This is a genomic window from Burkholderia sp. KL41, assembly GCF_057005415.2.
Window position 1 is genome coordinate 1,412,836 of sequence record NZ_CM174447.1, and the last position, 25,977, is coordinate 1,438,812.

General features: G+C 67.6%; 20 protein-coding genes and 1 pseudogene. 6 read left to right on the plus strand and 15 right to left on the minus strand.

Annotation, left to right across the window (positions count from 1 at the left end):
• Position 1 precedes the first annotated feature (1 nt).
• The 5 genes from nikC to sapR form a co-directional block, all read right to left on the minus strand.
• On the minus strand, positions 2 to 916 hold the full coding sequence (gene nikC, locus PQB87_RS23855) for a nickel transporter permease (protein ID WP_174413822.1): 915 nt from the start codon (positions 914 to 916) through the stop codon (positions 2 to 4).
• A gap of 67 nt (positions 917 to 983) precedes the next feature.
• Positions 984 to 2,054 (minus strand): ABC transporter permease, encoded by a 1,071-nt coding sequence (locus tag PQB87_RS23860; protein WP_059707184.1) that lies wholly within the window; start codon positions 2,052 to 2,054, stop codon positions 984 to 986.
• A gap of 10 nt (positions 2,055 to 2,064) precedes the next feature.
• Positions 2,065 to 3,666 carry an ABC transporter substrate-binding protein gene (locus PQB87_RS23865; RefSeq protein WP_489244049.1) on the minus strand — a complete coding sequence of 534 codons (1,602 nt, stop codon included), beginning with the start codon at positions 3,664 to 3,666 and terminating at the stop codon, positions 2,065 to 2,067.
• Positions 3,667 to 3,727: 61 nt separating this feature from the next.
• Complete coding sequence (gene ddpX / locus PQB87_RS23870) at positions 3,728 to 4,291, minus strand: D-alanyl-D-alanine dipeptidase (RefSeq protein ID WP_489244051.1); 564 nt, start codon at positions 4,289 to 4,291, stop codon at positions 3,728 to 3,730.
• Between the two features lie 26 nt (positions 4,292 to 4,317).
• Positions 4,318 to 5,211 (minus strand): sap1 transcriptional regulator SapR, encoded by an 894-nt coding sequence (gene sapR, locus PQB87_RS23875; protein ID WP_489244052.1) that lies wholly within the window; start codon positions 5,209 to 5,211, stop codon positions 4,318 to 4,320.
• Between the two features lie 259 nt (positions 5,212 to 5,470).
• On the opposite strand from sapR, the gene PQB87_RS23880 reads away from it, so the two are divergent.
• The 4 genes from PQB87_RS23880 to PQB87_RS23895 all read left to right on the plus strand — a co-directional run bounded on the left by PQB87_RS23880 (position 5,471) and on the right by PQB87_RS23895 (position 10,110).
• Positions 5,471 to 5,719, plus strand: coding sequence for a helix-turn-helix domain-containing protein (locus PQB87_RS23880; RefSeq protein ID WP_021161351.1), 249 nt, complete (start codon positions 5,471 to 5,473; stop codon positions 5,717 to 5,719).
• 3 nt (positions 5,720 to 5,722) lie between these two features.
• A complete protein-coding gene (locus tag PQB87_RS23885; protein ID WP_489244053.1) occupies positions 5,723 to 7,057 on the plus strand; it encodes a type II toxin-antitoxin system HipA family toxin in 1,335 nt (444 codons plus the stop codon).
• Between the two features lie 380 nt (positions 7,058 to 7,437).
• Positions 7,438 to 8,694, plus strand: coding sequence for an oxalate decarboxylase family bicupin (locus PQB87_RS23890; protein WP_059553582.1), 1,257 nt, complete (start codon positions 7,438 to 7,440; stop codon positions 8,692 to 8,694).
• 90 nt (positions 8,695 to 8,784) lie between these two features.
• Positions 8,785 to 10,110, plus strand: coding sequence for an Nramp family divalent metal transporter (locus tag PQB87_RS23895; RefSeq protein ID WP_153489355.1), 1,326 nt, complete (start codon positions 8,785 to 8,787; stop codon positions 10,108 to 10,110).
• Positions 10,111 to 10,142: 32 nt separating this feature from the next.
• Here PQB87_RS23895 and PQB87_RS23900 read toward each other — a convergent pair whose 3' ends face one another.
• The 7 genes from PQB87_RS23900 to PQB87_RS23930 form a co-directional block, all read right to left on the minus strand.
• The gene (locus PQB87_RS23900; protein ID WP_489244054.1) at positions 10,143 to 11,396 is read right to left on the minus strand and encodes a hypothetical protein; all 1,254 of its coding nucleotides are present in this window, start codon (positions 11,394 to 11,396) and stop codon (positions 10,143 to 10,145) included.
• A gap of 27 nt (positions 11,397 to 11,423) precedes the next feature.
• Positions 11,424 to 11,966 carry a class I SAM-dependent methyltransferase gene (locus tag PQB87_RS23905; RefSeq protein WP_021161346.1) on the minus strand — a complete coding sequence of 181 codons (543 nt, stop codon included), beginning with the start codon at positions 11,964 to 11,966 and terminating at the stop codon, positions 11,424 to 11,426.
• A gap of 178 nt (positions 11,967 to 12,144) precedes the next feature.
• Positions 12,145 to 13,734, minus strand: coding sequence for an ABC transporter substrate-binding protein (locus tag PQB87_RS23910; protein ID WP_060061573.1), 1,590 nt, complete (start codon positions 13,732 to 13,734; stop codon positions 12,145 to 12,147).
• 153 nt (positions 13,735 to 13,887) lie between these two features.
• Complete coding sequence (locus PQB87_RS23915; RefSeq protein WP_059522513.1) at positions 13,888 to 14,223, minus strand: hypothetical protein; 336 nt, start codon at positions 14,221 to 14,223, stop codon at positions 13,888 to 13,890.
• A 257-nt stretch (positions 14,224 to 14,480) separates the two neighbouring features.
• Complete coding sequence (locus tag PQB87_RS23920) at positions 14,481 to 14,810, minus strand: hypothetical protein (RefSeq protein WP_489244056.1); 330 nt, start codon at positions 14,808 to 14,810, stop codon at positions 14,481 to 14,483.
• Between the two features lie 154 nt (positions 14,811 to 14,964).
• Positions 14,965 to 16,524: a DHA2 family efflux MFS transporter permease subunit gene (locus PQB87_RS23925; RefSeq protein WP_060061574.1), complete on the minus strand. Its 1,560-nt coding sequence runs from the start codon at positions 16,522 to 16,524 to the stop codon at positions 14,965 to 14,967.
• Between the two features lie 422 nt (positions 16,525 to 16,946).
• Positions 16,947 to 17,849, minus strand: coding sequence for a LysR family transcriptional regulator (locus PQB87_RS23930; RefSeq protein ID WP_489244058.1), 903 nt, complete (start codon positions 17,847 to 17,849; stop codon positions 16,947 to 16,949).
• A 145-nt stretch (positions 17,850 to 17,994) separates the two neighbouring features.
• Here PQB87_RS23930 and PQB87_RS23935 point away from each other — a divergent pair, with 145 nt between their 5' ends.
• Positions 17,995 to 20,025, plus strand: a complete 2,031-nt coding sequence (locus PQB87_RS23935; protein ID WP_489244060.1) for an FUSC family protein — start codon at positions 17,995 to 17,997, stop codon at positions 20,023 to 20,025.
• Positions 20,026 to 20,138: 113 nt separating this feature from the next.
• Here PQB87_RS23935 and PQB87_RS23940 read toward each other — a convergent pair whose 3' ends face one another.
• Both PQB87_RS23940 and PQB87_RS23945 read right to left on the minus strand, forming a co-directional pair.
• Positions 20,139 to 21,059 (minus strand): bestrophin family protein, encoded by a 921-nt coding sequence (locus PQB87_RS23940; protein WP_059697417.1) that lies wholly within the window; start codon positions 21,057 to 21,059, stop codon positions 20,139 to 20,141.
• 12 nt (positions 21,060 to 21,071) lie between these two features.
• Complete coding sequence (locus PQB87_RS23945; protein ID WP_174413944.1) at positions 21,072 to 23,396, minus strand: FdhF/YdeP family oxidoreductase; 2,325 nt, start codon at positions 23,394 to 23,396, stop codon at positions 21,072 to 21,074.
• 155 nt (positions 23,397 to 23,551) lie between these two features.
• On the opposite strand from PQB87_RS23945, the gene PQB87_RS23950 reads away from it, so the two are divergent.
• Positions 23,552 to 24,973 carry an aminotransferase-like domain-containing protein gene (locus PQB87_RS23950; RefSeq protein WP_059650396.1) on the plus strand — a complete coding sequence of 474 codons (1,422 nt, stop codon included), beginning with the start codon at positions 23,552 to 23,554 and terminating at the stop codon, positions 24,971 to 24,973.
• Between the two features lie 52 nt (positions 24,974 to 25,025).
• Here PQB87_RS23950 and PQB87_RS23955 read toward each other — a convergent pair.
• Positions 25,026 to 25,775: pseudogene (locus PQB87_RS23955) on the minus strand (mechanosensitive ion channel family protein); the annotation flags it as partial.
• Positions 25,776 to 25,977: the final 202 nt, after the last annotated feature.

A 25,977-nucleotide genomic window follows, 5' to 3' on the forward strand; every position in this document is an offset into this window, starting at 1 on the left:
GTCACGCTCCATGGCGGGGATCGAAGACGTCGCGCAGCCCGTCGCCGAGCAGGTTGAACGCGAGGCTCACGAGCAGGATCGCGATGCCGGGCAGCGTCGCGACCCACCACGCGTCGAGCAGCACGTTGCGGCCCGACGCGACCATGAAGCCCCACTCGGGGCTCGGAGGCTGTGCGCCGAGGCCGAGGAAGCCGAGGCCCGCGACGGTCAGGATGATGCCGGCCATGTCGAGCGTCGCGCGCACGATCACCGACGACATGCACAGCGGCACGATGTAGCGCAGCAGGATGCGCGGGCCCGACGCGCCCTGCAGGCGGGCGGCGTGGATGAAGTCGGCCTGCGCGATGCGGATCGTCTCCGCGCGCGCGAGCCGCGCATACGCGGGCCATGCGGTGATCGAGATCGCAACGACCGCGTTGATCACGCCGGGCCCGAGCGCGGCCGCGAATGCGAGCGCGAGCACGATCTTCGGGAACGCGAGCGCGATGTCGGTGATGCGCATCAGCACGCTGTCGACGAAGCCGCCGCAATAGCCGGCCGTCGTGCCGATCGCGAGGCCGATCGGCACGACGATCACGACGACGAGCAGCGCAATGCCGAGCGTGAGGCGCGAACCGGCGATCAGCCGCGAAAGGATGTCGCGGCCGAGCTGGTCGGTGCCGAGCCAGTGCGACGGCGAGCCGGGCGACAGCAGCCGGTCGGACAGCACCTGGCGCAGCGGATCGTGCGGCATGATCAGCGGGCCGACGATCGCGACGACGATCAGCGCGACGAGGATCGCGAGCCCGAACAGGTTGAGCGGGTTGGCGGCGAAACGGCGCCAGCGGCGATACGCGAGGCCGAGTGCGGCCTGCGAGCGCGACGCGGGCGCGTCGGACAGCAGCCACGCGCGCAGCGTGAGACGCTCGGCGTTCATGGTTGGACGACCTTCGGCATGGGCGATGAAAGAAGCAGGGTGGAAGCGGTCATGTCGTGTCGGCGCCTCAGCGCGCGCGCGGATCGAACACGCGGTACAGCGCGTCGGTCAGCAGGTTGACGGTGATGAACATCGCGCCGATCACGAGCGTCGCGCCGAGCACCGCGTTCATGTCGGCGTTCAGCAGCGCGCCGGTCAGGTACGAGCCGAGCCCGGGCCACGCGAACACGATCTCGGTCAGCACCGAGCCTTCGAGCAGGTTGCTGTACGTGAGCGCGATCACGGTGAGCAGCGGCACCGCGATGTTGCCGAACGCATGCCGCCAGATCACGCGGCGCTCCGGCAAGCCTTTCGCGCGCGCGGTGACGATGTATTCCTGGCTCAGCTGGTCGAGCATGAACGAGCGCGTCATGCGGCTGAGATACGCGACCGAGTAGTAGCCGAGAATCGCGGCCGGCAGCGCGATGTGCGATACCGCGTTGCGGAACACGTCCCATTCGCCCGCGAGCGCCGCGTCGATCAGCAGGCTGCCGGTGCGCGGATCGACCATCCCGTCGTACACGGGATCGAGCCGGCCCGGCCCGCCGACCCAGTGCAGCCGCGCGTAGAACAGCAGCAGCCCCATCAGCCCGAGCCAGAACACCGGCACCGAATTGCCGATCAACCCGACGAAGCGCGCGATGTGATCGATCGGACGGTTGTGCTTCACGGCGGCCGCGACGCCGAGCGGCACGCCGATCGCGATGCCGATCAAGGTCGCGATCGTCGCCAGTTCGAGCGTGGCCGGGAACACGCGCTTGATGTCGTCGAGCACCGGGTTCGCGGTCAGCAGCGACATGCCGAGATTGCCGTGCAGCACGTCGCGCGCATAGATCAGGAACTGCGTGACGAGCGGCTTGTCGAGCCCGAGCGCGATGCGTTCGGCCGCATACGCGTCGGCCGACGCGCGATCGCCGAGGATCGCGAGCACGGGATCGATCGGCACCTTGCGGCCGATCACGAACGTCAGCGCGAGCAGCCCCGCGAACGTGACGGCGAGCGTGAGCGCCCAGCGCAGCACGCGCAGTGCCCAGCGCACGGCCGGGCGCCGCGCGGGCAGCGTGCGCAGGGCTTCGAGGGAGGAGGCGGGAGTCGACATGCGGTGAATCTTATTGCTTCTTCAGGTTGCGGTACGACACGAGATCGTTGATCGGCCCGACTTCGAGCCCGCTCACGCCGGGCCGCGTCGCGACCTGCGCGACTTTCTCGAACATGATCACGAACGGCGAGCGCGCGAGCATCTCCTTCTGCATCGCCTGATACCGTTGCGCGCGTTTCGCGGCGGTCGGCTCGGCGAGCGCGGCGTCGGTTTCCTTCGTCAGTTGCGGAATGTCCCAGCTGTTGCGCCAGGCCAGCATTTTATAGCTCGACTTGTCGGAATTGTCGGGGTTCCATGCAAAACCCTGCGCGTTGCTGTGCGGGTCGATGTAGTCGGCCGACCATTCGCCGATGTAGATGTCGTGCTGGCGCGCGCGGTATTTCGCGAGCGTCTGCTTGTTGTCGCCGGGGATCAGCTGCACCTTGATGCCCGCCTGCGCGAAGTTCGCCTGCACGGCCTGCGCGATTTCGGTGTACGGATAATCGTTGCGCACGTCCATCGTCACCGAGAATCCGTTCGGCACGCCGGCCTTCGCGAGCAGCGCCTTCGCCTTCGCGACGTCGAGCCTGTACGGGTTCGCGTTCAGCGTGCCGAGGAAGCCTTCGGGCAGGAACGTCTGGTGGACCTTGTAGGTCGTCTTCACCACGTTGCCCTGGATGCCCGCATAGTCGACGAGCCACTTCAGCGCTTCCTGCACGTCGGGTTTCGCGAGCGTCGCATTCTTCGTATTCAGGCCGAGGTACAGCAGCGTCGCCTGCGGCGATGCCGACACCTTCGCCTTGCCGGATTTCACGACGGACGCCAGATCGTCGGGGCTCAGGTCGCGTGCCGCATCGACGTCGCCGTTCTCCAGCAGCAGGCGCTGGCTCGCGGCTTCGGGCACGTGGCGCAGCACGATGCGCTTCATCGCGAGCGGCAGCCGGTAGCCGTCGAAGCGCTGCAGCACGACGCTGTCGCCGGCGGTCCACTTGACCAGCTTGTACGCGCCGGAGCCGGCCTCGTTGGTCTTCAGCCACGCGTTGCCGAAGTCGCTGCCCTGCTGGTGCGACAGCAGCAGCTTCCTGTCGAGCACCGAGGCGGGCCAGGAGCCCAGCACGTTCAGGACGAAGGTCGGCGCGTACTTCTGGTCGGTCGTGACCGACACCGTCAGGTCGTCGAGCTTCTTCACGTTGGCGACGACGTTCGCCTTCGTGAGCCCGATGCCGGTCAGCACGGCCGCAGGCCCCTTGTCGAGCAGCACCGCGCGCTGGATCGACCACGCGACGTCGTCGGCCGTCAGCGGGTTGCCCGAGTGGAACTTGAGGTCGGGGCGCAGCTTGAACGTGTAGGTCAGCCCGTCGGTGCTCACCGTCCACGACTGCGCGACGTCGCCGTTGAATTTCGACGGGTCGCGCAGGTCGACGCGCACGAGCCGGTCGTACGTGTTCGCGACGTATTCCTCCGGCACCAGCTCGTAGACCTCGCCCGGGTCCAGCGTCGTGAATTCGTCGAGCAGCGTGGCCATCACGAACATGTCCTTCGGCGTTTCCGCGTGCGCGGCGGACAGCGGAACGGCGGCGAGAACGGATGCGGCGGCCAGCGCCGCGACGAGCCGGGATGTCAGGGGTTTCATCTGCGCTCCATGTGTCGTTGAAGTCGTTGAACGTGAACGGTGGGGGGCATGCGTCGGGCCATCACATCAGGCGCCACGGGCCGCTTGCCGCATTGTCGATCTGGGGCAGCGCATGCGAGCCAGGCAGTTCGTAGTGCCACCATTCGCTGTCGATGTGCGCGAAGCCGGCCGCGTGCATCACGCCGAGCAGCAGCAGGCGGTTGCGTTGCACGGCTTTGGGCAGCCCCGCGTGGAAGTGGCCGGATGCGGCGACCATCTCGTCGAAGCCGGTGCCCATGTCGAGTGGCTCGCCATCCGCGCCGACGAGCGTCAGGTCGAGCGCGGTGCCGCGGCTGTGATTCGAGCCGCGGCCGAGATCGGCGACGAAGTTCGGGTCGGGCAGGAAATCCCACAGCACCTGTTGCGCCTGCGGCGGCCGGTACGCATCGTAGATGCGCAGCGTGAAGCCGGCCTGCGCGGCGACGTTCACCGCGCGGCGCAACGCGGCCTCGGCCGGCGCCAGCAGCAGGCAGTGCGCGCGGCGGTAGATCGGCTTGCCGGTCAGGTTGCGGTCGGTCGCGTAGACGAGGTCGATGTCGACGCGATGGGTGGCGGGCGTGATTTCGACGAGGCGGTGGTCGTTCATTGGCGGTTCGGTTCGGTCGGGCTCGCTCAGGATTCGAATTGGTCGAACGTGTGCTGCAGTTCGCGGTTGCGCGCGACGCGCCGGTCGATCGCGGGGCCGAGGCGGTCGACCACGGCCGTGATCAGCAGGTTGAACAGGCAGGTGAGCGGTGCGAGCGAATCCCAGAACTGACCGACGTCGGTCTTCACCTGCAGCAGGTCGGCCGGCCAGTCGCGCGCCCACGGGCACGAGAGGTCGGTGACCAGCGCGAACGGCTGCCCGCGCTCGGCGGCCGCCTGGCAATAGCGGCGCGCGCTGCGCGAATACGCGCGGGTGTCGGTGACGATGCAGTACGGCCGTTCGAATTCGGAGTTCAGTGAGTCGACGTACGAGCCCGACTGGCCGTCGGAATAGAACACGCGCGGGCGCAGGTACTCGAGGTAGCTGCTGAACGCGTTGCTGATCCCGCGCGTCGACTGGATGCCGAGGATGAATACCGCGTCCGCCTGCGCGATCCGGTCGGCGACCTGCGCGAACACCGGGCCTTCGGCGAGGCGGTACACGTGGCGGATCGCATCGAGCTCGCGCTCGAGCGACGACGCGAGCGGGCCGTTGCCGGCATTGGCATTGCCGTTGCCGTTGCGGTGGGCCGGTTGCGTACCCGCGACGCGGCGGTATTCGTCGAGCCGGTCGGTGATCATCCACGGGCGATCGCCTCCGCCGCGCAGCTCGCGTTTCAGGTCGTCGAGATTGCGGTAGCCGACGCTGCGCAGGAAGCGCCCGACCGAGATGCCGCTCGTGTCGGCCTGCTGCGCGATCTGGTCGGCCGTTTCGAGCCCGAGCCGGTCGAGGTTCGCGAGCATGTAGCTCGCGATGCGCTTCGCGGTCGGCGTGAGCTCGGCGTAGCGGGATTCGACGGTACGGGCGAACGCGCAGGTCATCGGCTGTTAGATCGTTGTCGTCTGATGATCGAATGTCATCCATCTAACGAAGCCAAAATCATTCGCGCCAGCGGATAAAAACTATGGTGTGAGGATAGGTGATAGGGTCGGAAGTGCGTTTGACGGTGGGGCGGTCCGCGCCGGAAGGGGAATGGTTTTATCTCTGTCAGGCATATTTTGCGTTTATGTCTGATAGAGATAATTTGCGTTTATGTCTGTCAGGCATATACTGCATTTATTGTCTTCGGGGATCCATGCCGTGAACTTCATCGTCAATACGTCCGCGCAACTGGGCGAAATCCTGTCTTCCGCGCGTCAGGCAAAGGGCCTGACGCAAGCGGAAGCGGCCGGGAGAATCGGCGTGGGCCAGTCGCGCCTGTCGTCGCTCGAAACCACGCGTACCGAAAGCCTGTCGCTCAGCCAGTTGCTCGAGTTGACCGCGCTGTACGGTCTCGAACTCAGCATCCGCACGAAGGACGGGCACGACGCAGCCGACGTCGAGTGGTAAGCGATGGGACGCAGAACGCACACGCGCGCATTGTCGATCTGGACGAACGGCCAGCGGGTCGGCACGTGGCGGATTCCCGCGCGCGGCGACATGGAACTCCTGTACGACGCCGACTGGAAACAATCAGCCGTCGGCCGCCCGTTGTCGCTGTCGCTGCCGTTCGGTGTCGGCGAAGCACCGCTGCGCGGCGAACGCGTGAATCACTTCTTCGACAACCTGCTGCCGGACAGCGATGCCATTCGGCGCCGCCTGGCCGCCCGGTTCGGCACGGCGACGACCGAGCCGTTCGACCTGCTCGCCGCGCTCGGCCGCGACTGCATCGGCGCGGTGCAATTGCTCGGCGAGGACGATGCGCCGACCGGCCTGAATCGCATCGACGGTACGCCGCTGTCGGACGACGACGTGGCACGCGTGCTCGATCAGGCGAGCGGGGTGGCGACGGCAGGCGGGGACGACGACGATTTCCGGCTGTCGCTGGCCGGCGCGCAGGAAAAGACCGCACTGCTGTTTCATGACGGGCGCTGGATGCGCCCGCACGGCGCGACGCCGACGACGCATATTCTGAAATTGCCGCTCGGGCTGGTCGGCAACAAGCGGGCCGACCTGACGGCCTCCGTCGAGAACGAGTGGCTGTGCCTCGCGATCCTGCGCGCGTTCGGCTTGTCGGTCGCGCAGGCGGAAATCGTGCGTTTCGGCGCGCACAAGGTTCTGTCCGTCGCACGCTTCGATCGTGCGTTGCATCGCGATGGCGGGTGGCTGTTGCGCTTGCCGCAGGAGGACTTCTGCCAGGCGCTCGGCGTGCCGCCTCATCTGAAGTACGAGTCGCACGGCGGCCCCGGTGTGCCCGATCTCGCAGGCCTCCTGCGCCGCTCCGAAACGTCGCGGGAAGATCTCGACACGTTGTTCGCCGCCCTGATCGTGTTCTGGATGCTTGCCGCACCGGACGGGCATGCGAAGAACTTCAGCCTGCGCCTGCTGGCGGGCGGCCGTTTCCGGCTGACGCCGCTTTACGACGTGATGTCGATCTGGCCGGTCGAAGGCGACGGCGCGAACCAGTGGTCGTGGCACAAGGCGAAGCTCGCGATGGCCGTGCACGGCAAGCGCAAGCACTATGCGATGCGCGACATCACGCGACGGCACTTCAGCGCGATGGCCGAGCACTGCCTGCTCGGCGATATCGCGACGCCGATCGTCGAACGGCTCGTCGGGATGACGCCGCATGTGATCGAATCGGTCGCCGCGGCGTTGCCGCCCGGTTTTCCGGCACGGGTCGCGGAACGGATTCTGGGCGGCTTGAGGTTTGCCGCGCAACGGCTCGACGCGATGCCGCGAGAGTGAACCGCTTCCGGTCGCGGCGCAGGTCGCCGGGATCCGGCGTATTCGCATCCGCACGGGCCCGCTCGAAACGATCGGTGATTCGAGTCGACCGCGTCGTATCCCGATCTCGTGTTATCGCCATGCAGGGTCGTCACGACCGGGCGCAATCGTCTCCCCTCATTCACCGAAATCCGTTCCCTTCCCGCCATCCCGCTGCACCGCAATAATTACAAAATTAAAGTCGATCAGATTAAGTCATTAATTCAGGTTAATAATTCATTTAAGTTATTCGTCGAATTGTATTTAACTTGCGTGACGGGATGTTCGATTTTCGATAATCCGAAAAACGGCATGTGTTCCGTAATGGGAATTCACTTGATCGCAAGAATGAAGGAGAAGTCATGACGAATCTTTCTCGACGCAGGATGCTGGCGAATACGGCCGGCGCCATTGCTGCCGCCGGTATTGCGGTATCGGCGAAGGCCGCCTCGTTCGGCAATCCGGACAGTCCGCCGGAAGGCGCGGTCAATGCGCGCAACCGCCAGAGCCTGACCGATCCGGGGCCCAAAAATCCGGCTATTGCCAACCAGTTTCCGTCCTTTCAGGATCCGCCTGCCACCGATATCAACGGCATGCCGTTATTCTGGGCCTCGTTCAATAATGCGCATAAAAGAATTCAAAATGGCGGATGGGCGCGTGAAGTCACCCAGGACGATTTTGCGATTTCCGAAACCATTTCCGGCGTCAACATGCGCCTGACGCGCGGCGGCATTCGCGAGATGCACTGGCACCAGCAGGCCGAGTGGGCCATCATGCTCGACGGCCGGTGCCGGATCACGGTGCTCGACGAACTCGGGCGGCCATCGGTGCAGGACGTGAAAACCGGCGATCTCTGGTATTTCCCGCCCGGCCTGCCGCATTCGCTGCAGGGCCTCGGCACCGACGGCGCCGAATTCCTGCTCGCGTTCGATAACGGACGCGCGTCCGAATTCAACACGCTGCTGCTGACCGACTGGGTCGCGCACACGCCGCCCGACGTGCTCGCACTCAACTTCGGCGTGCCGGCCGACGCATTCCGGAACATCCCGCTCGACAACCTGTGGATCTTCCAGGGCGACGAACCGGGCCCGCTCGCGGAAGCCCAGCGCGCGTCGGCGTCGGCGGCAGGGGCGCCGCCGCATCCGTTCATCTTCCCGCTCGGCGACATGAAACCGGTCAGGAAGACCCGCGGCGGCGAAGTGCGGATCGCGGACAGCACGAACTTCAATGTGTCGACGACCGTCGCGGCGGCGCTCGTCACCGTGCATCCGGGCGGCATGCGGGAGTTGCACTGGCACCCGAACGCGGATGAATGGCAGTACTACCTGCAGGGCGAGGCACGGATGACCGTGTTCGACACGGGGCCGAAGGCACAGACGGCCGACTTCCGCGCGGGCGACGTCGGCTACGTGAAGAAAAGCCTCGGGCACTACGTGCAGAACACCGGCAACACCGATCTGGTGTTCCTCGAGATCTTCAAGACCGACCGCTATGCGGAAGTGTCGCTGTCCGACTGGCTCGCGCATACGCCGCCGAAGCTCGTCGAAGCGCACCTGAACGTCGCGCCGGACGTGATCGCGCAGTTTCCGCGCAACCGTCCCGACGTCGTGCCGCTGTAACGCCGCCGTGGGCGCCGCGGCCGGCAGCCGACATGCCGGCCGTGGCGCCCGACCGTCAGGAATCCTTCCTCATTCGAACGGAACACCACCATGATTCCCGTCACGAACAAACCTGCCGGCGGCTTCGCGCTGCCGGGCCTGCCTGCCGACCACACCGGCCACACCGGCCACACCGACGGCGCGGCGCGTGCCGCGCTGGAAGGGCGCCGCAGCGGCGTCGCCGCGCTGCTGCCGTTCGTCGGCCCGGCCGTGATTGCGTCGATCGGTTATATGGACCCCGGCAACTTCGCGACCAACATCCAGGCCGGTGCCGCGTTCGGCTACCGGCTGCTGTGGGTCGTACTGGCCGCGAACGCGATCGCGATGCTGTTCCAGGCGATGTCGGCGAAGCTCGGTATCGTGACCGGCCGCAATCTCGCGGAGCTGTGCCGCGACCGGTTTCCCGCGCCGGTCGTATGGGGCATGTGGGTCGCGTCCGAGATCGCCGCGATGGCGACCGATCTCGCCGAATTCCTCGGCGGCGCGCTCGCATTCGGGCTGTTGTGCCACCTGTCGCTGTTCGCGGGGATGATCGCGACGGCGCTCGCGACCTGCGCGATCCTCGCGCTCGAAAAGCGCGGCTTCCGGCCGCTGGAAGCCGCGATCGCGGCGCTGGTCGGCGTGATCGGCGCGTGCTATCTCGGCGAACTGCTGATCGCGCCGCAGGACTGGCATGCGGCCGCGTTCCACCTGGTCGTCCCGCAGATTCCGGATCGCGCGGCGCTGACGATCGCGGTCGGGATCATCGGCGCGACGATCATGCCGCACACGCTGTATCTGCATTCGGGGCTCACGCAGGATCGCACCGCGCCGCGCGACGATACGGAGCGGCGGCGGCTCGTGCGCTTTTCGAATCGCGAGGTGGTCGTCGCGCTCGGGCTGGCCGGGTTCGTGAATCTCGCGATGGTGATGATGGCGTCGTCGGCGTTTCACGCGAGCGCGCCGGGCATGACCGACATCGGCGACGCGTATCACACGCTGATCCCGGTGCTCGGGCCGGCAGCGGGCGCGCTGTTTCTCGTCGCGCTGCTGACCTCGGGCGTGTCGAGTTCGGTGGTCGGCACGATGGCCGGGCAGGTCGTGATGCAGGGGTTCATCCACCGCCGCGTGCCGGTCTGGGTGCGGCGCGCGGTGACGGTCGTGCCCGCGTTCGCGGTGGTCGCGCTCGGCTGCGACGTCACGCGCGCGATGGTCGCGAGCCAGGTGGTGCTGAGTTTCGTGCTGCCGATGCCGATGATCGCGCTGCTGATGCTGTCGGCGCGCGCGGACGTGATGGGCGCTTACGCGATGCGGATGCCGCTGCGGATCGTCGCCGGCGCGGCGACGGTCGTGATCGTCGGGTTGAATGCGTACCTGGTGTGGGCGGCATTCAATTGACCGGCGGCGGGCCGCCGCCCGCCGCATGCTGCCTACTGCTGCATGTCCGGCGCCTCGCGCAGCCGCCAGATCGCATTGCACTGCTGGCCGCCGAGGCTCGTCGAGCGCAGCGCGATGACGGTGCCGGGCGCGATCCGGTACGTGAAATGCGCCGTCAGCTCGGTGCCTTTCCGCTGCGGCTGCCCGTCGACCAGCACTTCGCACAGCAGCGGCGACGGCGACCCGGACGGGTGCGTGACGTAGACGTTCAGCCGCGCGATGTCGCGTGTCGCGGTGAACACGACCTCGTGGTTCCCGCTGCCGATCAGCATCGTGCCGCCGGGTTCGTCGATCGCCTGCAGGTAGGCGCCCGCGCTTGCCTCGATCGTTGCGGCCGCAACGGTCAGCCCGGCCGAGCGCACGTAGTCGGTTGCCGCGATGCGCGCGGCGACCGCGTCGGACTGCGCCGGCGTGCCGTCCGACAGCGCGAACGGCACGCCGTCGCGCAGCGCGGCGTCGACGTGGTTCGCGTAGTAGCGCCAGCGGTCGAGGAAGCGGATGTCGCCGGTCATGTGCAGCGCGCGGATCGGCTCGCCGTGATACCGGAGCGTCGTCGTGCCGGTGCCTGCATCGAACGCTTCGTGAATGCCGTACTTGCTGACGAAGTTCTGGACCGGGTCGAGCAGCGCCGTTTCGCCCTGGGCGCTCCACAGGTGCAGGAACGTCGTGTCGATCCCGAAGCATTCCTGGAAATCGGTGCCGATGCGGGCGGTGCAGTCGCGCAGGTGGCCGGCGTAGCGTGCCCACGCGTCGGCGGTCCCGGCAACGAGCCCGGCCTGCAACGCGCTGCCGTGGCGCGCGGAGACTTCGTCGACGACGAGGCGCCAGTGATGGTCGCGCCGCTCGCCGATCAGCGGCGTGACGACGAACGTGCAGAACAGCGGGTCGGGGCACGCGTGGAGCCGGTCGTCGCCGATCTGCGAGAACAGGTCGAACGGCGGCGCGCAGAACCAGATGTCGGCGTCGTACAGCGCGAGCTTGCGGATCTGCGGGTTGCGTGCGCAATACTCGGCGGCCTCGATGAAGCGGCCGACCGGCAGCGCATACGCGCTCGACGCGTCGATCACGTCGACCGACTGGCTCGCGAGGATCTGCCGCTTGCGTTCGGACAGCCCGTAGCCGATTACCGCGATCCGCCCGTCGTAGCCGGTGTGCCGCAGCGACAGTAGGAACGGCACGAGCATCTCGTACCACGCGCGGTTGTTGTCGTTGATCGCCACGCAGACCGCGTGTTCGCTCGATTGCATGTTCGCCCCCCGTTGCGCGCGCCCGGCTCAGTAGCCGACGTGGCGCTCGCAGACGACCGCGCCGCAACCGCGGCTGTCGTGATACGTAATATGAAACTGCTTGTTGTCCCACAGCCACTGGAACACCGCCTGGTACACGCCGGCCACGGTCATGTCGTGCAGCACGATCTTCTTGCGCGCCAGCGGGCCGAAACGGTTCAGTTCGGCGAGCGTCTGCTCGTACGTATGCGTGGTGTCGATGAACAGCAGGTCGGCGGCGAGCGGCTCCATCGCGAGATCGTCGGCGATCCGGAATTCGAAGTCGATCGACAGGTCTTTCGCCGCCTGCTCCAGTTCGGGCCGGATCTGGAAATACTCGTCGGAGATGTCGACCGACACGAGGCGCTTCGGCTGCGCGAGCAGGAAGGCCGTCGTGGTCAGGCCGGTGAACACGCCGAGCTCCAGGATGGTGTCGCATCCGGCGGCCGTTTGCGTATAGAAGTCGAAGCGGGAAGGGCTGTCGCCGAGCCAGCCGATCGGCTCGATCTTGTACTGAAGGAACTCCATTCGCAGTTGTTGTAGCGTGCGCATCCTGTTTTCCTTGGCGAAGCGGATTAGCGGATTCGATGGTCCCGATCGTCGCCGGTCGCGGCCGGCGTCCGTGGCGTCGCGCATTGTAGATCGCCCGCGCCGCACGGCATAGCACCGCCCCGGCGGCCCGCGGCGATTACCCGCGCGCCGGCAGGGCCGGGCGCGCGGGCGGGCGCCATTATTTCGCGAGCGTGCGGTATGACACGAGGTCGTTGATCGGCCCGATTTCCGGCCCGGTCACGCCGGGGCGCGTCGCGACCTGCACGACCTTCTCGAACATGATGATGAACGGCGAGTTCGCGAGCACGGCCTTCTGCAGCGCTTCGTAACGCTGCGCGCGTTTCGCGGGCGACGGCTCGACGAGCGCGGCCTCGGTGTCCTTCGTCAGTTGCGGAATGTCCCAGCTGTTGCGCCACGCGAGCATCTTCGTCGGCGACTGGTCGGAGTTGTCCGGATTCCACGCGAAGCCGCGCGCGTTGCTGTTCGGGTCCATGTAGTCGGGCGACCATTCGCCGACGAAGATGTCGTGCTGGCGCGCGCGATACTTGCCGATCGCCTGCTTCGCATCGCCCGGAATCAGCTTCACGCGGATGCCGCCCAGCGCGAAGTTCGCCTGCAGCGCCTGCGCGATCTCGAGGTACGGATAGTCGTTCGGCATGTCCATCGTCACGTCGAAGCCGTTCGGCAGGCCGGCCTTGGCGAGCAGCGCCTTCGCCTTCGCGACGTCCTGCCTGTACGGCCGCGCGTTCGACGCGCCGAGGAAGCCTTCGGGCAGGAAGGTTTCATGCACCTTGTACGTCGTGCTGACGATGTTGCGCTGGATGCCGTCATAGTCGACCAGCCATTTCATCGCCTGCTGCACCTCGGGTTTCGCGAGGTTCGGGTTCTTCGTGTTCAGGCTCAGGTACAGCAGCGCGGACACCGGCCACGACGCGACCTTGATCTTGCCGGCCTTCGTCAGCGCGGCGAGGCTGTCGGGGCTCAGGTTGCGCGCGGCGTCGGCGTCGCCGTTCTCCAGCAGCAACCGTTGCGCGGACGCTTCGGGCACGTGGCGCAGCACGACGCGCTTCATCGGGTACGGCGTGCGGTATTTCTCGAAGCGCTGCAGCACGATGTTTTCGTTGGGCGTCCACTTGACGAGCTGGTACGGGCCCGAGCCCGCGTCGTTGGTCCGGAGCCAGCCGCTGCCGAAATCGTTGCCCTGCTGGTGCGACAGCAGCAGCTTCTTGTCGAAGACCGATGCCGGGCATGCGCTCAGCACGTTGAGCACGAAGCTCGGTGCGTACTTGCGGTCGGTTTCGAGCACGACGGTCTGCGGGTCGACCACGCGCACCTTCTGCGCCACGTTCGCTTTCGTGAGGCCGAGGTCGGCGAGCACGCCGGCCGGGCCCTTGTCGAGCAGGATGGTGCGCTGCAGCGACCACGCGACGTCGTCGGCGGTGACCGGGTTGCCGGAATGGAACGTGAGGCCGGGGCGCAGCTTGAACGTGTAGGTCACGCCGTCGGCGCCGACCGTCCACGATTGCGCGATCTGCCCGTCGAAGCGCGTCGGGTCCTTCAGGTCGACGCGCACGAGCCGTTCGTAGGTATTCGCGACGTACTCCGACGGCACCAGTTCGTAAATCCCGCTCGGGTCGAGGGTCGTGAATTCGCCGAGCTGCGTGGCGACGACGAAGATGCCGGGCGGCGTGGCCGCCTGCGCCGGCAGCGCCGGGACAAGCGCGACGAGCGCGGCGCTGACGAACAGCCGGGACAGCAGGTGCTTCATGCGGGCTCCGTTGAAAGGGAATCGTGGGTGCGATTCTCTCATCGACGGCCACCCGGATGAAAATATTCGGCGTGCGCGCCGGCGCGCCGGCGCGCCGGCGGGCCGGCGCGCAGGAGCGAGCCGGGCGGGCGCCCGGCATCGGCGGGGTTCGGATCAGATCAGGCAGCGTGCGAGCGCGAAGCGCATCGTTTCCTCGGGCGGCTCGCTACCCGAGCCGCGCACGACCTTGACGACCGAACCGCTGCCCGACGGCGTCAGCGTGACGAAGTACGAGTTCGAGCCGACGGCGATATCGGTCACGCCGTTGTGCTGCGATTGCTCGGTGCCCGGCAGGCGGCTGTCGAGGCAGTTGGCGATCGCGTAGGCCGGACGTTGCGACGACACGTACATCATCGGCGCCGCGCCGGACGAGGCGGCCGAGTCGGACGACGGCGCGGAACCGCAGGCGGCGAGCAGGGCGGCGGGAAGGAGCAGCAGGAATCGTTTCATGGTGGGTCGTCGTGGGTCTCGTATCGAGGCTGGGGCGCGGGGTAGGCGAAACGCGAAGCTTCGCGACGAAACCGCCCGGAATCGGGCCATTTTTGACGGACGACGATGCGGCAGGCGGCTGACGACGGAGTATACCCGCAGCATTTGAAGCCGTTGGCGCGTTGAAACGATTCGATACACAACAAGCACCCGCTGCCGCGCGGCGGCAGCGGGCGTTTCAGGTGGTGGCGAATGGGCACCTGCCGGTGTTGTCGATCTTATTGGCCGATCTGGTGGCTGACCGCATTTTCCTGCTGGTTCAGCACGTGCTTTTCGCTCTTCGTGATGTGGCTGCGATCCTGCGCAGCCATGTCCCGCTCTTCCCGGCGGATCTTGCGGTCGTCACGGTGCAGGCGCGCGGCCTGTGCGTGCGACATCTCGCCTTCCTTCACTTCGTGACGGATCCGGCGATTCTGGTTTGCGAGGCGCTGGTTGACCTCTTCGCGGCGCGGATGCGCCTGTTGCCACGGCGTGTCGGCGAACGCGGTGTCGGTCAGTACCGACATCAGGGTGGCGGCAATCGCGAGATGGCGGGTCAGGGCTCGCATGGTGTTTTCTCCTGTCGTTGCGCGCTCGGATCGTGGGCGCTTGTCCAGAAAACGCGGCGCGGGCACCGGCTGTTGACGTTTCCGCCTGTATCGATTGCAAGTCTTTATTACGTCGGCGCATGGCGGCGCGGGGCCCGGCCGGCGCGCATGCGGATCAATGCGCGCCGGCCGCCGCCGCGTCGGCATCGCCGCCGCCCGAGCGCGACGGTTTCGTGATCCAGATCAGCGGAATGATCGCGATGAAGATGATCGCCGATACATAGAAGATGTCGTTCAGCCCCATCACGGCGGCTTGCGAATCGACCGACGTGTTGAAGAGCGCGAGCGCCGAATCGGGGCTCAGGTGCAGCAGCGAGCGCGTCGTGTCGACGTGTTGCGCGAAGGTCGGGTTGTCGATGCTCGCCTGTTCGGTGAGCCGCGCGTGATGCAGGATCGTGCGGTCGTTCCAGGCGTTGCTGATCAGCGACGTGCCGACCGCGCCGCAGAACGTGCGGCCGAAGTTCGACAGGCCGGCGGCGGCCGGGATCTTTTCCGGCGGCAGCCCGGACAGGATGATCGACGTCAGCGGCACGAAGAACATCGCCATCGGGATGCCTTGCAGCAGCGTCGGCAGCACGAGGTCCCAGCGCGACACGTCGGTGTAGAAGGTCGTGCGCATCATGAACACGACCGCGAAGCCGACGAACGCGAGCGTCGCGATGTAGCGCGGATCGGTGCGCGGCAGCAGGCGCCCCATGAGCGGAGTGAGCAGGATCGCGAACACCCCGAGCGGCGCGGTGGCGAGCCCCGAATCGACCGCGCGGTAGCCGAGATAGCCCTGCATCCACTGCGGCAGCAGCACGAGCGTGCCGAAGAACATCCCGTACGCGACCGAGATCGCGATCGTGCCGCCCGCGAAATTGCGCTGCGTGAAAAGCCGCAGGTCGACGATCGGGTTGGCCTCGTGCAGCTCCCACACGAGGAAGAACGCGAAGCCGATCAGCGCGACGATGCCGAGCGCGACGACGACGGGCGAGTTGAACCAGTCGAGATCCTTGCCCTTGTCGAGCATGATCTGCAGCGACGCGACCCACAGCACGAGCAGCAGCAGGCCGACCGTATCGATCGGCAGGCGGCGCGTGGCCGATTCGCGATCCCGGAACACGATCCACGTGACGGCGGCCGCGAAGAAACCCACCGGGATGTTGATGTAGAAGATCCACGACCAGTTGTAGTCATACGTGATCCAGCCGCCGAGCGACGGCCCCGCGATCGGGCCGACGAGCGCCGTCATCGACCACAGCGCCAGCGCGCTCGACGATTTCTGCCGCGGCCACGCGCCGAGCAGCAGCGCCTGCGACAGCGGCGCGAGCGGCCCGGCGACCGCGCCCTGCAGGATCCGCGCGGCGAGCAGTGTCGGCAGGTTCGGCGCGATCCCGCACAGCCACGACGCGAACACGAACAGCAGGATCGACGTGACGAACAGGCGTACCTGGCCGAAGCGCTGCGTGAGCCAGCCCGTCAACGGAATCGACACCGCGTTCGCGGCCGCAAAGATCGTGATGACCCACGTGCCTTCGTCGACCGACACGCCGAGGTCGCCCGAGATGGTCGGAATGGCGACGTTCGCGATCGACGAGTCGAGCACGTTCATGAACATCGCGAGCGATACCGCGATCGTGCCGATCGCGAGCTTGCCGCCCGACAGCGGGGCTGGAGATGACGGAGTGGACATGGGTTTCCTGCGTAAGAAGCGTAAGGGGCGTAAGGTGCTTGACGGCTGCGGCCCGTCGCGGCGGGCGCGCGCCACCGCGCACGCACGCGCGCGAAGGCGACGCAGGCGCGGCGCGGCTGCTGAACGGAAGGGCGCACGGCGCGCGACGCGGCCCGGTAGCCGGGGCGGACGCGTGCGATGTGCGGCTCGATCGGATGCACGAAGCCGTGGCGGGCTTCGGAAGGCGGGATGCTGCCGGTCAGGAAGGCGGGACGCGCGTGACGCGTCTGCGGGCAGCGGTCAGGCGGCTGCCGTCGCCGGTGGAGTCGTTGTGCATCGCGACAGGCTAACGATGTGGCGAGCCGCCATCAACACGGGCCGGCTCATTAATCGATTTCGCGCCGCGCAATAATCGGTGTGCGAACCGGGCCGAACCGAGCCGGTTACGGTGCGGTTCGCCATGCGGTGAACAGTTCCGCGAGGAACTCGACGAACGCGCGCACCTTGCTGTCGAGCGTCGCGCGCCGCGGGTACAGCACGTGCAGTTCGACGTCGTCGGCCCGGTGCCAGTCGGGCAGCACGATTTCGAGTTCGTTCCGTTCGAGCCGGCGGGCCGTGTAGTGCGTCGAGGCCAGCGCGATGCCGCCGCCGCTCGCGGCCTGGCGCAGCACCGTCACCGATTCGTTGGTGATCAGCACCGGCCGCACCGGCACGTCGGCGACTTCGCCGGCCGCATTGGTGAGCCGCAGCGTCTGGCCGGGCGCGTCGCGGCCGACGAGCAGCAGGTCGTGCTGCGCGAGGTCCTGCGGCGTGGCGGGCCGGCCGACGCGGTCGAGATAGGCGGGGCTCGCGGCGAGCTTCGCCTGCGACCAGCCGAGCGAGCGTGCGATGTAGCTGGAGTCGGTCAGCACGCCCGCGCGCAGCGCGACGTCGAAGCCGTGCTCGACGAGATCGAGCGGGTTGTTGTCGTAGATCAGCACGAGCTGGACGAGCGGGTAGCGCCGGCGAAACTCGGCGAGCGCAGGCTCCAGTTCGAACAGGCCGATCGAGTAGGGCACCAGCACGCGCAGCGTGCCCTCCGGCGCGATGCGCAGCGCGCGGGCCTGGCGGTCCGCGTCGAGCAGGATGTCCTCGGCGCGCAGGCAGCGCTCGTAGTAGTCGCGTCCGGCCTCGGTGACGGACACGCGGCGCGTGGTCCGGTACAGCAGCTGGACGCCGAGATCGTCCTCGAGCTGCTTGACCTTGCGGCTCACGCGGCTGAGCGGCATGTCGAGTTGCGTGGCGGCGGCGGTGAAGTTGCCGCGCTCGACCACGCGCAGGAATATGCGGATGCTTTCGAAATTCATACGGGGTGCTTGCGTGTTCGACACGCGCGCATCTTACCTTCGCCGGCCGGATCGTTCCGTGCGGCGGCGATTATCCTGCCCGGTGCAATAACGCATCCCGTCCATGCGTCTTAGTGGCGGCGGCGCGCGCCCGTATGCTCGCCGCATGAAATTCGCCTTGCCCGATCTGCCGCCGCTTGCGGCCTTCCGCACCGTGCTGCGCGACGCACGGCCCACGCTGCCGCCCGGTGCGATCGCCTTCGCGTTGCGCAACACGGCCGCGTCGCTGCTCGCGCTCTACATTGCCTTCCGGATGAATCTCGACGACCCGAAATGGGCCGCATCGACGGTGTGGATCGTCGCGCAGGGCAGCCGCGGGATGGGCTTGTCGAAGAGTCAGTACCGGATTCTCGGCACCGCGATCGGCGCGGCCGTCGCGCTCGTGCTGACCGGTGCATTCGCGCAGACCCCCGAGCTGTTCCTGCCGGCGCTCGCTGCCTGGATCGGCCTGTGCGCGGGCGTCGCGACGTTCCAGCGGAATTTCCGCGCCTATGCGGCGGTGCTCGCCGGCTACACGGCCGCGATCGTCGCGATGGATGCGGTATCCGCGCCGCTGCACGCGTTCGACATCGCGGTCGCGCGGTTCCTCTACGTGGTGGTCGGCATCCTGTGCGGCGCGCTGTTCGATACGGTCTTCGCACCGGGCACGCCGCTGGACGATGTCCGTACGCGTCTCAAGCGCTATCTCGACCGCGCGGCGGCGGTCGGCGCGGGTGCGCTGCGCCGCGAGCCGAACGTCGCGGCCGTGCACCGGCTGTTCGCGGATGCGCTCGAACTCGACACGGCGGCCGAATATGCGGCCACCGGCGCGCCGCCGGTGCGCAACGCGATCGGCCATCTGCGCTCGGCGGTGCTGGGCGTGCTGTCCGCGCAGGCCGCGGGGCAGGCGCTGCACGATCACGCGGCGCGCAGCGGCGGCACGCCGGACCCGCTGGTCGCCGATGCCGCGCAGGTGCTCGACGGCGTGGCGGCGTCGGGCGAAGCAGGCGCCGCGCTCACCGCATTGCGGGCGCGCGTGGACGACGCGGTGCGCGCCGAGGCCGCGGAGCCGTCCGGCTCGGACCCGTCGCGCCTGCTCACGCTCGACCGGCTGGCGGCGCTGCTTGCCGGGTTCGACGCCGCCTTTGCGGGCAAGGCGCTGCTGGACCTGCCGAATCCGCCGGCGTCGCGGGTGCGCTATGCGTTCCACCACGATCCGGTGCTCGCGTGGCACAACGGGATGCGCGCGTTCATCGCGGTGCTGATCGCCGCGGTGTTCTGGATCGTGACGGCGTGGCCGTCGGGCGCCGGGTTCGTCGCGATCACGGGAGTGGTCTGCGCGCTGTTCTCGACGCGCCCGAACTCGGTGGGCGCCACCGTCGGCTTCCTGAAAGGAGCAGCTTGCGCGGCGGTCGCGGGTGCTCTTTGCAACTTCGTGCTGCTGCCGGCGGTGTCGGGCTTCGAGATGCTCGCGTACATCCTCGGCGTGTTCACGATCGGCGCGGGCATCGCGATGCGCCATCCGCGTGCGGCCGGCATCGGCAGCGGCTTCTCGATCTTCTTCTGGAATTTCACGTCGCCGGACAATACGGCGCGCATCGGCGACGCCGCCTTTCTCAATTCGGCGCTCGCCACGCTGCTCGGCATCGCGTTCGGCGCGATGGTGTTCGCGCTCGTGTTCCCCGGCGATCCCGGCGCGAGCCGGCGGCGCCTGCATAGCGCGGTGCGCGGCGACCTCGCCCGCATCGCACGCAATCCGCGGGCGTGGCCGGCGAGCGCGTGGCTGAGCCGCACGGCCGACCGTCTCGGGCGCGAGCTCGGCTTCGCGGGCCGTCTGCCGGCCACCCTCATCGAGCGCGACCTGCGCGACTTGCTCGCGGCCTGGACGATCGGCGACAGCCTGTTGGCGCTGGCCGAACTGGCGGCGCGCGAGCCGGCGGCACGCCGTGCGGACGCGTTGGTGCGGGGGCGGGTCGGGCTCGCGGATTTCGCCGGGCTCGAGCGGGCTTGCGGCGCGGCGGCCCGCGTGCTGCTGCGGCGCGTGACCGAGGTCGACAGCGACGACGGGCGCGCGCTGCTGCGCGGTGTCGTGCTGCTGCGGACGATCGCGGAGACGGCGGCCGCGCATGACCGCTTCCTGCGCGGCCGCCGGGATTGAGGGACTGAGGGATTGAGGGACTGAGGGACTGAGGGACTGAGGGACTGAGGGACTGAGGGACTGAGAGGCGGAGGGGCGGAGGGCGGAGGGGCGCGCGAGCGGCGGCCCGCGCGTCAACTGAGGCGATAGGCCTTGCCGGGCGTCACTTCCGCCGGTAGCGGCTCGCGGTTCAGTTCGAGCAGCGTGCGCTCGATCGTCCGCGTCATTGCATCGAGCGCGAGATGGTTCGGCCCGTCGCCGAACGGTTCGGCGATCGCATGCGCGATCGCGTCGAGCGCGATCAGCGTATAGGCGACGAACACGGTGACGAACGGCGTTGCCGCGCCGATCGAATCGACGAGGCCGAACGGCAGCAGCACGCAGTACGCATAGATCGTCCGGTGCAGCAGCACGTCGTACGAGAACGGGATCGGCGTCGACGCGATGCGCTCGCAGCCGCTCACCATCGCGACGAGATCGTCGAGGCGTGCGTCGAGCATCCACAGTCGCGTATCGGCGAGACGCCCGGCGTCGGCGCGCGCGGCGAATGCTTCGCGCAGTTCGTGAACGATCGCGACCGGCGCATACCGGGCGGCGGCGATGCGCGTACAGGCGGCGCCGTCGAGCAGCGTGCGCAGGTCGGCCGACGGATCGGTGCCGCGCAGCTGATGCTTCAGCGCATAGACGAACGCGACGACCTTGCGCACGAACGCCTGCCGTGACGCGTCGTCATCGTCGATCGCGCCGTAGCAGAGCGCCTGCGACACCAGCGTGCGCGTGGCGGTCAGCACGCCGCCCCACAGCTGACGGCCCTCGCGGTAGCGTTCGTAGCTCGCATTGTTGCGAAACCCGGCGAAGATCGCGAGCGTGAGGCCGATCAGCGTGAACGGCGTCGGGTTCAGTGGCACCTTCTCGCCGAGCACGCGGCCGCCGCCCCACACCGCGACGACGCTGATCGCGAGCGTCAGCACGAGTTGCGGCAGGATGGTCGGCAGCACCGACCCGTTCCAGACGAGCAGCATCCGCAGCCAGTGCTCGCGCGGACGAACGATCATCGGCGTGCTCCGTCAGGCGGCGATCGATGCCGGCGCGGCCGCGCGATGCAGCAGCACGGGTACCGACTTCGACGTCGGCGTGTTGCACACGTCGCCGACGCTGTCGAGCGGCACCAGCGGGTTGGTTTCCGGGTAGTACGCGCCGATGCAGCCGCGCGGGATGTCGTATTCGACGAGCAGGAAACCGTCCGCGCGCCGCTCGATGCCGTCGTGCCACACGGTTTCCATGTCGACCCATTCGCCGGCCTTCAGGCCGAGCATCGCGAGATCGTCGCGGTTGGCGAACACCACGCGACGCTGGCCGAACACGCCGCGATAGCGGTCGTCGAGCCCGTAGACGGTCGTGTTGTACTGGTCGTGCGAGCGCGTCGTCATCAGCGTCATCAGGCGTTCGCCGTGCAGCGCGCGGGCGCGCTGGATCGGCGTGTCGGCGGGCAGCGGGTGCGCGAAGAAGTTCGCCTTGCCGGTCGGCGTGAGCCATTCGCGGTCGCGCGACGCGACGCGCAGGTGGAAGCCGCCCGGCCGTGCGATGCGCGTGTTGTAGTCGTAGAAGCCGTCGAGGGTGGCCTCGATCGCGTCGCGAATCTTCGCGTAATCGTCCTTGTAGGCGAGCCAGTCGACCTTGCCGCTGCCGAACAGCGCATGGCCGATGTGCGCGACGATCGCGGGCTCCGACATCAGGTTCGGCGAGGCCGGCTTGTTCATCCCGTACGACACGTGGACCATGCTCATCGAATCCTCGACCGTCACGCCTTGCGCGACGTTGTCCTGCAGGTCGATCTCGGTGCGGCCGAGCGTCGGCAGGATCAGCGCGTCGCGGCCGTGGATCAGGTGGCTGCGGTTCAGCTTCGTCGTGATGTGCACGGAAAGATCGCAGCGGCGCATGCCTGCCCACGTGCGCGGCGTGTCGGGCGTCGCCATCGCGAAGTTGCCGCCGAGGCCGATCAGCACCTTCACGTGGCCTTCGAGCATGCCTTCGATCGTCTCGACGACGTCGTAGCCGTGGTGGCGCGGCGGTTCGAAATCGAACACGTGGCCGAGCCGGTCGAGGAACGCCTGCGACGGCTTTTCCTCGATCCCGACCGTGCGGTTGCCCTGCACGTTCGAGTGGCCACGCACCGGGCACAGGCCGGCGCCGGGGCGGCCGATGTTGCCGCGCATCAGCATCAGGTTCGTCAGCATCTGCACGGTCGCGACCGAATGCTTGTGCTGCGTGATGCCCATCCCCCACGTCGCGATCACGCGTTCGCTGCGTGCGTAGAGCTGCGCGAGGCTGTCGATCTGTTCGTACGGCACGCCGCTTTCGGCGGTCAGCGCGGACCAGCTTTCGTTGCGGAGATCGTCGGCAAACGCGTCGAAGCCGGCCGTGTGCTCGCCGATGAACGCGGTGTCGAGCACGCGCGGCGCACCGGCGGCGCGCGCGGCGTCGTCGAGTTCGAGCACGCGCTTCGCCATCCCCTTGATCAGCGCGAAATCGCCGCCGATCGTCGGCTGGATGAACGTCGAAGCGATCTTCGTGCCCGACATCGTCAGCATCTCGATCGGGCTCTGCGGATCGGCGAAACGTTCGAGGCCGCGCTCCTTCAGCGGGTTGATCGACACGATCGTCGCACCGCGCTTCGCGCATTCGCGCAGCTCGCCCATCATCCGCGGGTGGTTGGTGGCCGGGTTCTGGCCGAAGATCAGCAGCGTGTCGGCGTGCTCGAAATCGTCGAGCGTGACGGTGCCCTTGCCGACGCCGACCGACGGCGGCAGCCCGCGGCTCGTCGCCTCGTGGCACATGTTCGAGCAGTCGGGAAAGTTGTTCGTGCCGTACAGCCGCACGAGCAGCTGGTACAGGAACGCCGCTTCGTTGCTCGCGCGCCCGGACGTGTAGAACGCGGCCTGGTTCGGATCGGGCAGCGCGCGCAGGTGGCGCGCGATCAGCTCGAATGCGTCGTCCCACGCGATCGGCACGTAGCGGTCGGTCTGCGCGTCGTACACCATCGGGTCGGTGAGCCGGCCGTGCTGCTCGAGTTCGAAGTCCGTCTGTTCGAGCAGCTCGGTGACCGTGTGCGCGGCGAAGAATTCGGGCGTCACGCGCTTGCTGGTCGCTTCGGCGGCCACGGCCTTCACGCCGTTTTCGCAGAATTCGAACGTCGATGCGTGCTGGCGGTCGGGCCATGCGCAGCCCGGGCAGTCGAAGCCGTCCGGCTGGTTCTGGCGCAGCAGCGTGCGGTAGTTGCCGCCCGCGACCTTTTCCTTGATCAGGTTGATCGTGACGGCCTTCAGCGCACCCCAGCCGGCGGCCGGGTGGGTGTACGGTTCGATGCGCGCGGTAGCGGATTTCTTTTTCATGATGCAACGGGTGTCGGGGTCGATGGCCGCAGAGTACGCGCGGGCCCCGTCTGGCTGTGTGTACACCTGTTCGCTTCAAAAAAGAGTACAGTTGCGGCCATTCAGGCAGTGCGGATCGCAACTGTGTTGTTGAAGGGAAGTTGAAAGGGAGGCGCGTGAAGCGTTACGAACAACTGGCCGACGATCTCCAGGCGCAGATCGAGCGTGGCGTATACCGGCCCGGCGAGCGGATTCCGTCGGTGCGGCAGGCGAGCCGGCAGCAGCAGCTCAGCGTCACCACCGTGCTGCGTGCGTACCTCGTGCTGGAAAGCCGCGGCCTGATCGAGAGCCGGCCGCAATCGGGCTACTTCGTCCGTGCGCGCGCGTCGGCGCCCGCCGAGGCCGAGCTGCACATGTCGGCGCCTGCCGCGGAACCGTCGGCCGTGGACGTGAGCCGGCTCGTGCTGTCGACGCTGCGTTCGATCGCGCGCGACGACGCGGTGCCGCTCGGCTCGCCGTATCCCGATGCGTCGCAGTTTCCGGTGCAGCGTCTCGCGCGTTATGCGCAGACGATCGGCCGCCGCCGCACCCGCTGGGGCGTGATCGACGATCTGCCGCCCGGCAACCAGGAGCTGATCCGCCAGATCGCGCGGCGTTACGCGGAGCGCGGGATCGCGGTCGAACCCGGCGAGATCGTGGTGACGATCGGCGCGACCGAGGCGATCAACCTGTGCCTGCAGGCCGTCGCGCGGCCGGGCGACACGATCGCGGTGGAGTCGCCGACGTTCTACGCGATGCTGCACGCGATCGAGCGGATGGGCATGCGTGCGCTGGAAGTCGCGACGCACCCGGGTGACGGCATCGATCTCGACGCGCTCGAGCGAATCCTCGAACGCGAGCGCATCGCCGCGTGCATGGTGATGCCGAATTTCCAGAATCCGCTCGGCTTCCAGATGCCCGACGCGCGCAAGCGCGCGCTCGTCGAGCTGCTGGCGAAGCACGACGTGCCGGCGATCGAGAGCGATGTCTATCACGAGCTGCACTTCGGCGACACGACACCGAGCGCACTGAAGTCGTTCGACCGCGACGGGCTCGTGCTGCATTGCGCGTCGTTCACGAAGAGCCTGTCGCCGCGCTACCGGATCGGCTGGGCGATGCCGGGCCGCTACCGCGACCAGGTCGAGAAGCTGAAATTCCTGAACACGCTCGCGACGCCCGCGATCGAGCAGCTCGCGATCGCCGAGTACCTGAAACACGACGGCTACGACTTTCACCTGCGGCGCATGCGCAAGCTGTATGCGCAGCAGGCGAGCCTGATGAGCGCGATGGTGCGGCGCTTCTTTCCGGAGGGCACGCGGCTGTCGCAGCCGCAGGGCGGGTATGTGCTGTGGGTCGAGCTGCCGAAGCAGGTCGACGCGATGAAGCTGTATGCGCTGGCTCTCGCGGAGCGGATCACGGTCGGGCCCGGGCACATGTTCTCGGCCGGCACCGATTACCGGCATTTCATCCGGCTCAACTACAGCTATCCGTGGTCGCGGCAGATCGAGGATGCGCTGAAGGTGCTCGGGCGGCTCGCGTCGGAGTGCGCGGCGCGGTGAGTGCCGCCATGCCCGGCGGCAGGCGGCCGATGACCGGCCGCCGTGTCGCGCGTCATCCCGCGTGCGGCGCTTGCAGCCCGGCTTGCCCGGCTTGCACGACGCCGGCCATCTGCCGCATGTCGAAACCCGACGGGTGCTGGTACACGCGCAGCCCGAATTCCGGCAGCACCGCGATCAGGTGATCGAACAGGTCGGACTGGATGGCTTCATAGTCGACCCAGGTCGTCGTGTCGGTGAAGCAGTACAGTTCGAGCGGAATGCCTTCGGCCGTGAGCGGCAGTTGCCGCGCCATGCAGGTCATGTCGCGGCGGATGCGCGGATGGCCCTTCAGGTAGTTCGCGACATACGCGCGGAACGTGCCGAGATTCGTCAGCTGGCGGCGGTTCGCCGGGCAATCGCCGGCCGTGCCGAGCGTGCCGTTCCATTGCTCGATCGCGTCGACCTTGTCCTCGAGATAGTCCTTCAGCAGCGTCAGGCGTTCGAGCCGTTCGATCTCGTCGTTCGAAAGAAAACGCACGCTCGTCGCGTCGACGAACAGCGCGCGCTTGATGCGGCGCCCGCCTGCCTCGGTCATTCCGCGCCAGTTCTGGTAGCTCTCGGTGATCAGTTTCCACGTGGGCACCGTGATGATCGTGTGATCGAAGTTCGCGACCTTGACGGTGTTCAGCGTGATGTCGATGACCGTGCCGTCCGCGCCGGCCGACGGCATCGTGATCCAGTCGCCGATCCGCAGCATGTCGTTCGACGACAGCTGCACGCCCGCGACGAGGCCGAGCAGCGTGTCCTTGAAGATCAGTGTGGTGGAACTCATAAAACCGGGCCTATGGAAAGGAATTGGTTCACTGACGCTTACAAGTTGCACAAGTAGTTACAAATTAGCGTGTCGGATCTGCCTGTCCCGTGAGCGACGTCAACTATTGTGGATGCTTGCGTTGTCTATCGGGTTTAGCTCCGCAACGCGGACGTCGAAACGTCGAGGAAGCGCATCGGCCAGTCGCCGCGCA

Excerpts from the sequence above, each read along its gene's own strand:
- PQB87_RS23940 (WP_059697417.1), bottom strand. The coding sequence starts at position 21,059 with ATGATCGTTCGTCCGCGCGAGCACTGGCTGCGGATGCTGCTCGTCTGG.
- PQB87_RS23935 (WP_489244060.1), top strand. The coding sequence starts at position 17,995 with ATGAAATTCGCCTTGCCCGATCTGCCGCCGCTTGCGGCCTTCCGCACC.
- sapR (WP_489244052.1), bottom strand. The coding sequence starts at position 5,211 with ATGACCTGCGCGTTCGCCCGTACCGTCGAATCCCGCTACGCCGAGCTC.
- PQB87_RS23860 (WP_059707184.1), bottom strand. The coding sequence starts at position 2,054 with ATGTCGACTCCCGCCTCCTCCCTCGAAGCCCTGCGCACGCTGCCCGCG.
- PQB87_RS23930 (WP_489244058.1), bottom strand. The coding sequence starts at position 17,849 with ATGAATTTCGAAAGCATCCGCATATTCCTGCGCGTGGTCGAGCGCGGC.
- PQB87_RS23895 (WP_153489355.1), top strand. The coding sequence starts at position 8,785 with ATGATTCCCGTCACGAACAAACCTGCCGGCGGCTTCGCGCTGCCGGGC.
- PQB87_RS23865 (WP_489244049.1), bottom strand. The coding sequence starts at position 3,666 with ATGAAACCCCTGACATCCCGGCTCGTCGCGGCGCTGGCCGCCGCATCC.
- PQB87_RS23910 (WP_060061573.1), bottom strand. The coding sequence starts at position 13,734 with ATGAAGCACCTGCTGTCCCGGCTGTTCGTCAGCGCCGCGCTCGTCGCG.
- nikC (WP_174413822.1), bottom strand. The coding sequence starts at position 916 with ATGAACGCCGAGCGTCTCACGCTGCGCGCGTGGCTGCTGTCCGACGCG.
- ddpX (WP_489244051.1), bottom strand. The coding sequence starts at position 4,291 with ATGAACGACCACCGCCTCGTCGAAATCACGCCCGCCACCCATCGCGTC.
- PQB87_RS23945 (WP_174413944.1), bottom strand. The coding sequence starts at position 23,396 with ATGAAAAAGAAATCCGCTACCGCGCGCATCGAACCGTACACCCACCCG.
- PQB87_RS23900 (WP_489244054.1), bottom strand. The coding sequence starts at position 11,396 with ATGCAATCGAGCGAACACGCGGTCTGCGTGGCGATCAACGACAACAAC.
- PQB87_RS23925 (WP_060061574.1), bottom strand. The coding sequence starts at position 16,524 with ATGTCCACTCCGTCATCTCCAGCCCCGCTGTCGGGCGGCAAGCTCGCG.
- PQB87_RS23920 (WP_489244056.1), bottom strand. The coding sequence starts at position 14,810 with ATGCGAGCCCTGACCCGCCATCTCGCGATTGCCGCCACCCTGATGTCG.
- PQB87_RS23915 (WP_059522513.1), bottom strand. The coding sequence starts at position 14,223 with ATGAAACGATTCCTGCTGCTCCTTCCCGCCGCCCTGCTCGCCGCCTGC.
- PQB87_RS23890 (WP_059553582.1), top strand. The coding sequence starts at position 7,438 with ATGACGAATCTTTCTCGACGCAGGATGCTGGCGAATACGGCCGGCGCC.
- PQB87_RS23885 (WP_489244053.1), top strand. The coding sequence starts at position 5,723 with ATGGGACGCAGAACGCACACGCGCGCATTGTCGATCTGGACGAACGGC.
- PQB87_RS23905 (WP_021161346.1), bottom strand. The coding sequence starts at position 11,966 with ATGCGCACGCTACAACAACTGCGAATGGAGTTCCTTCAGTACAAGATC.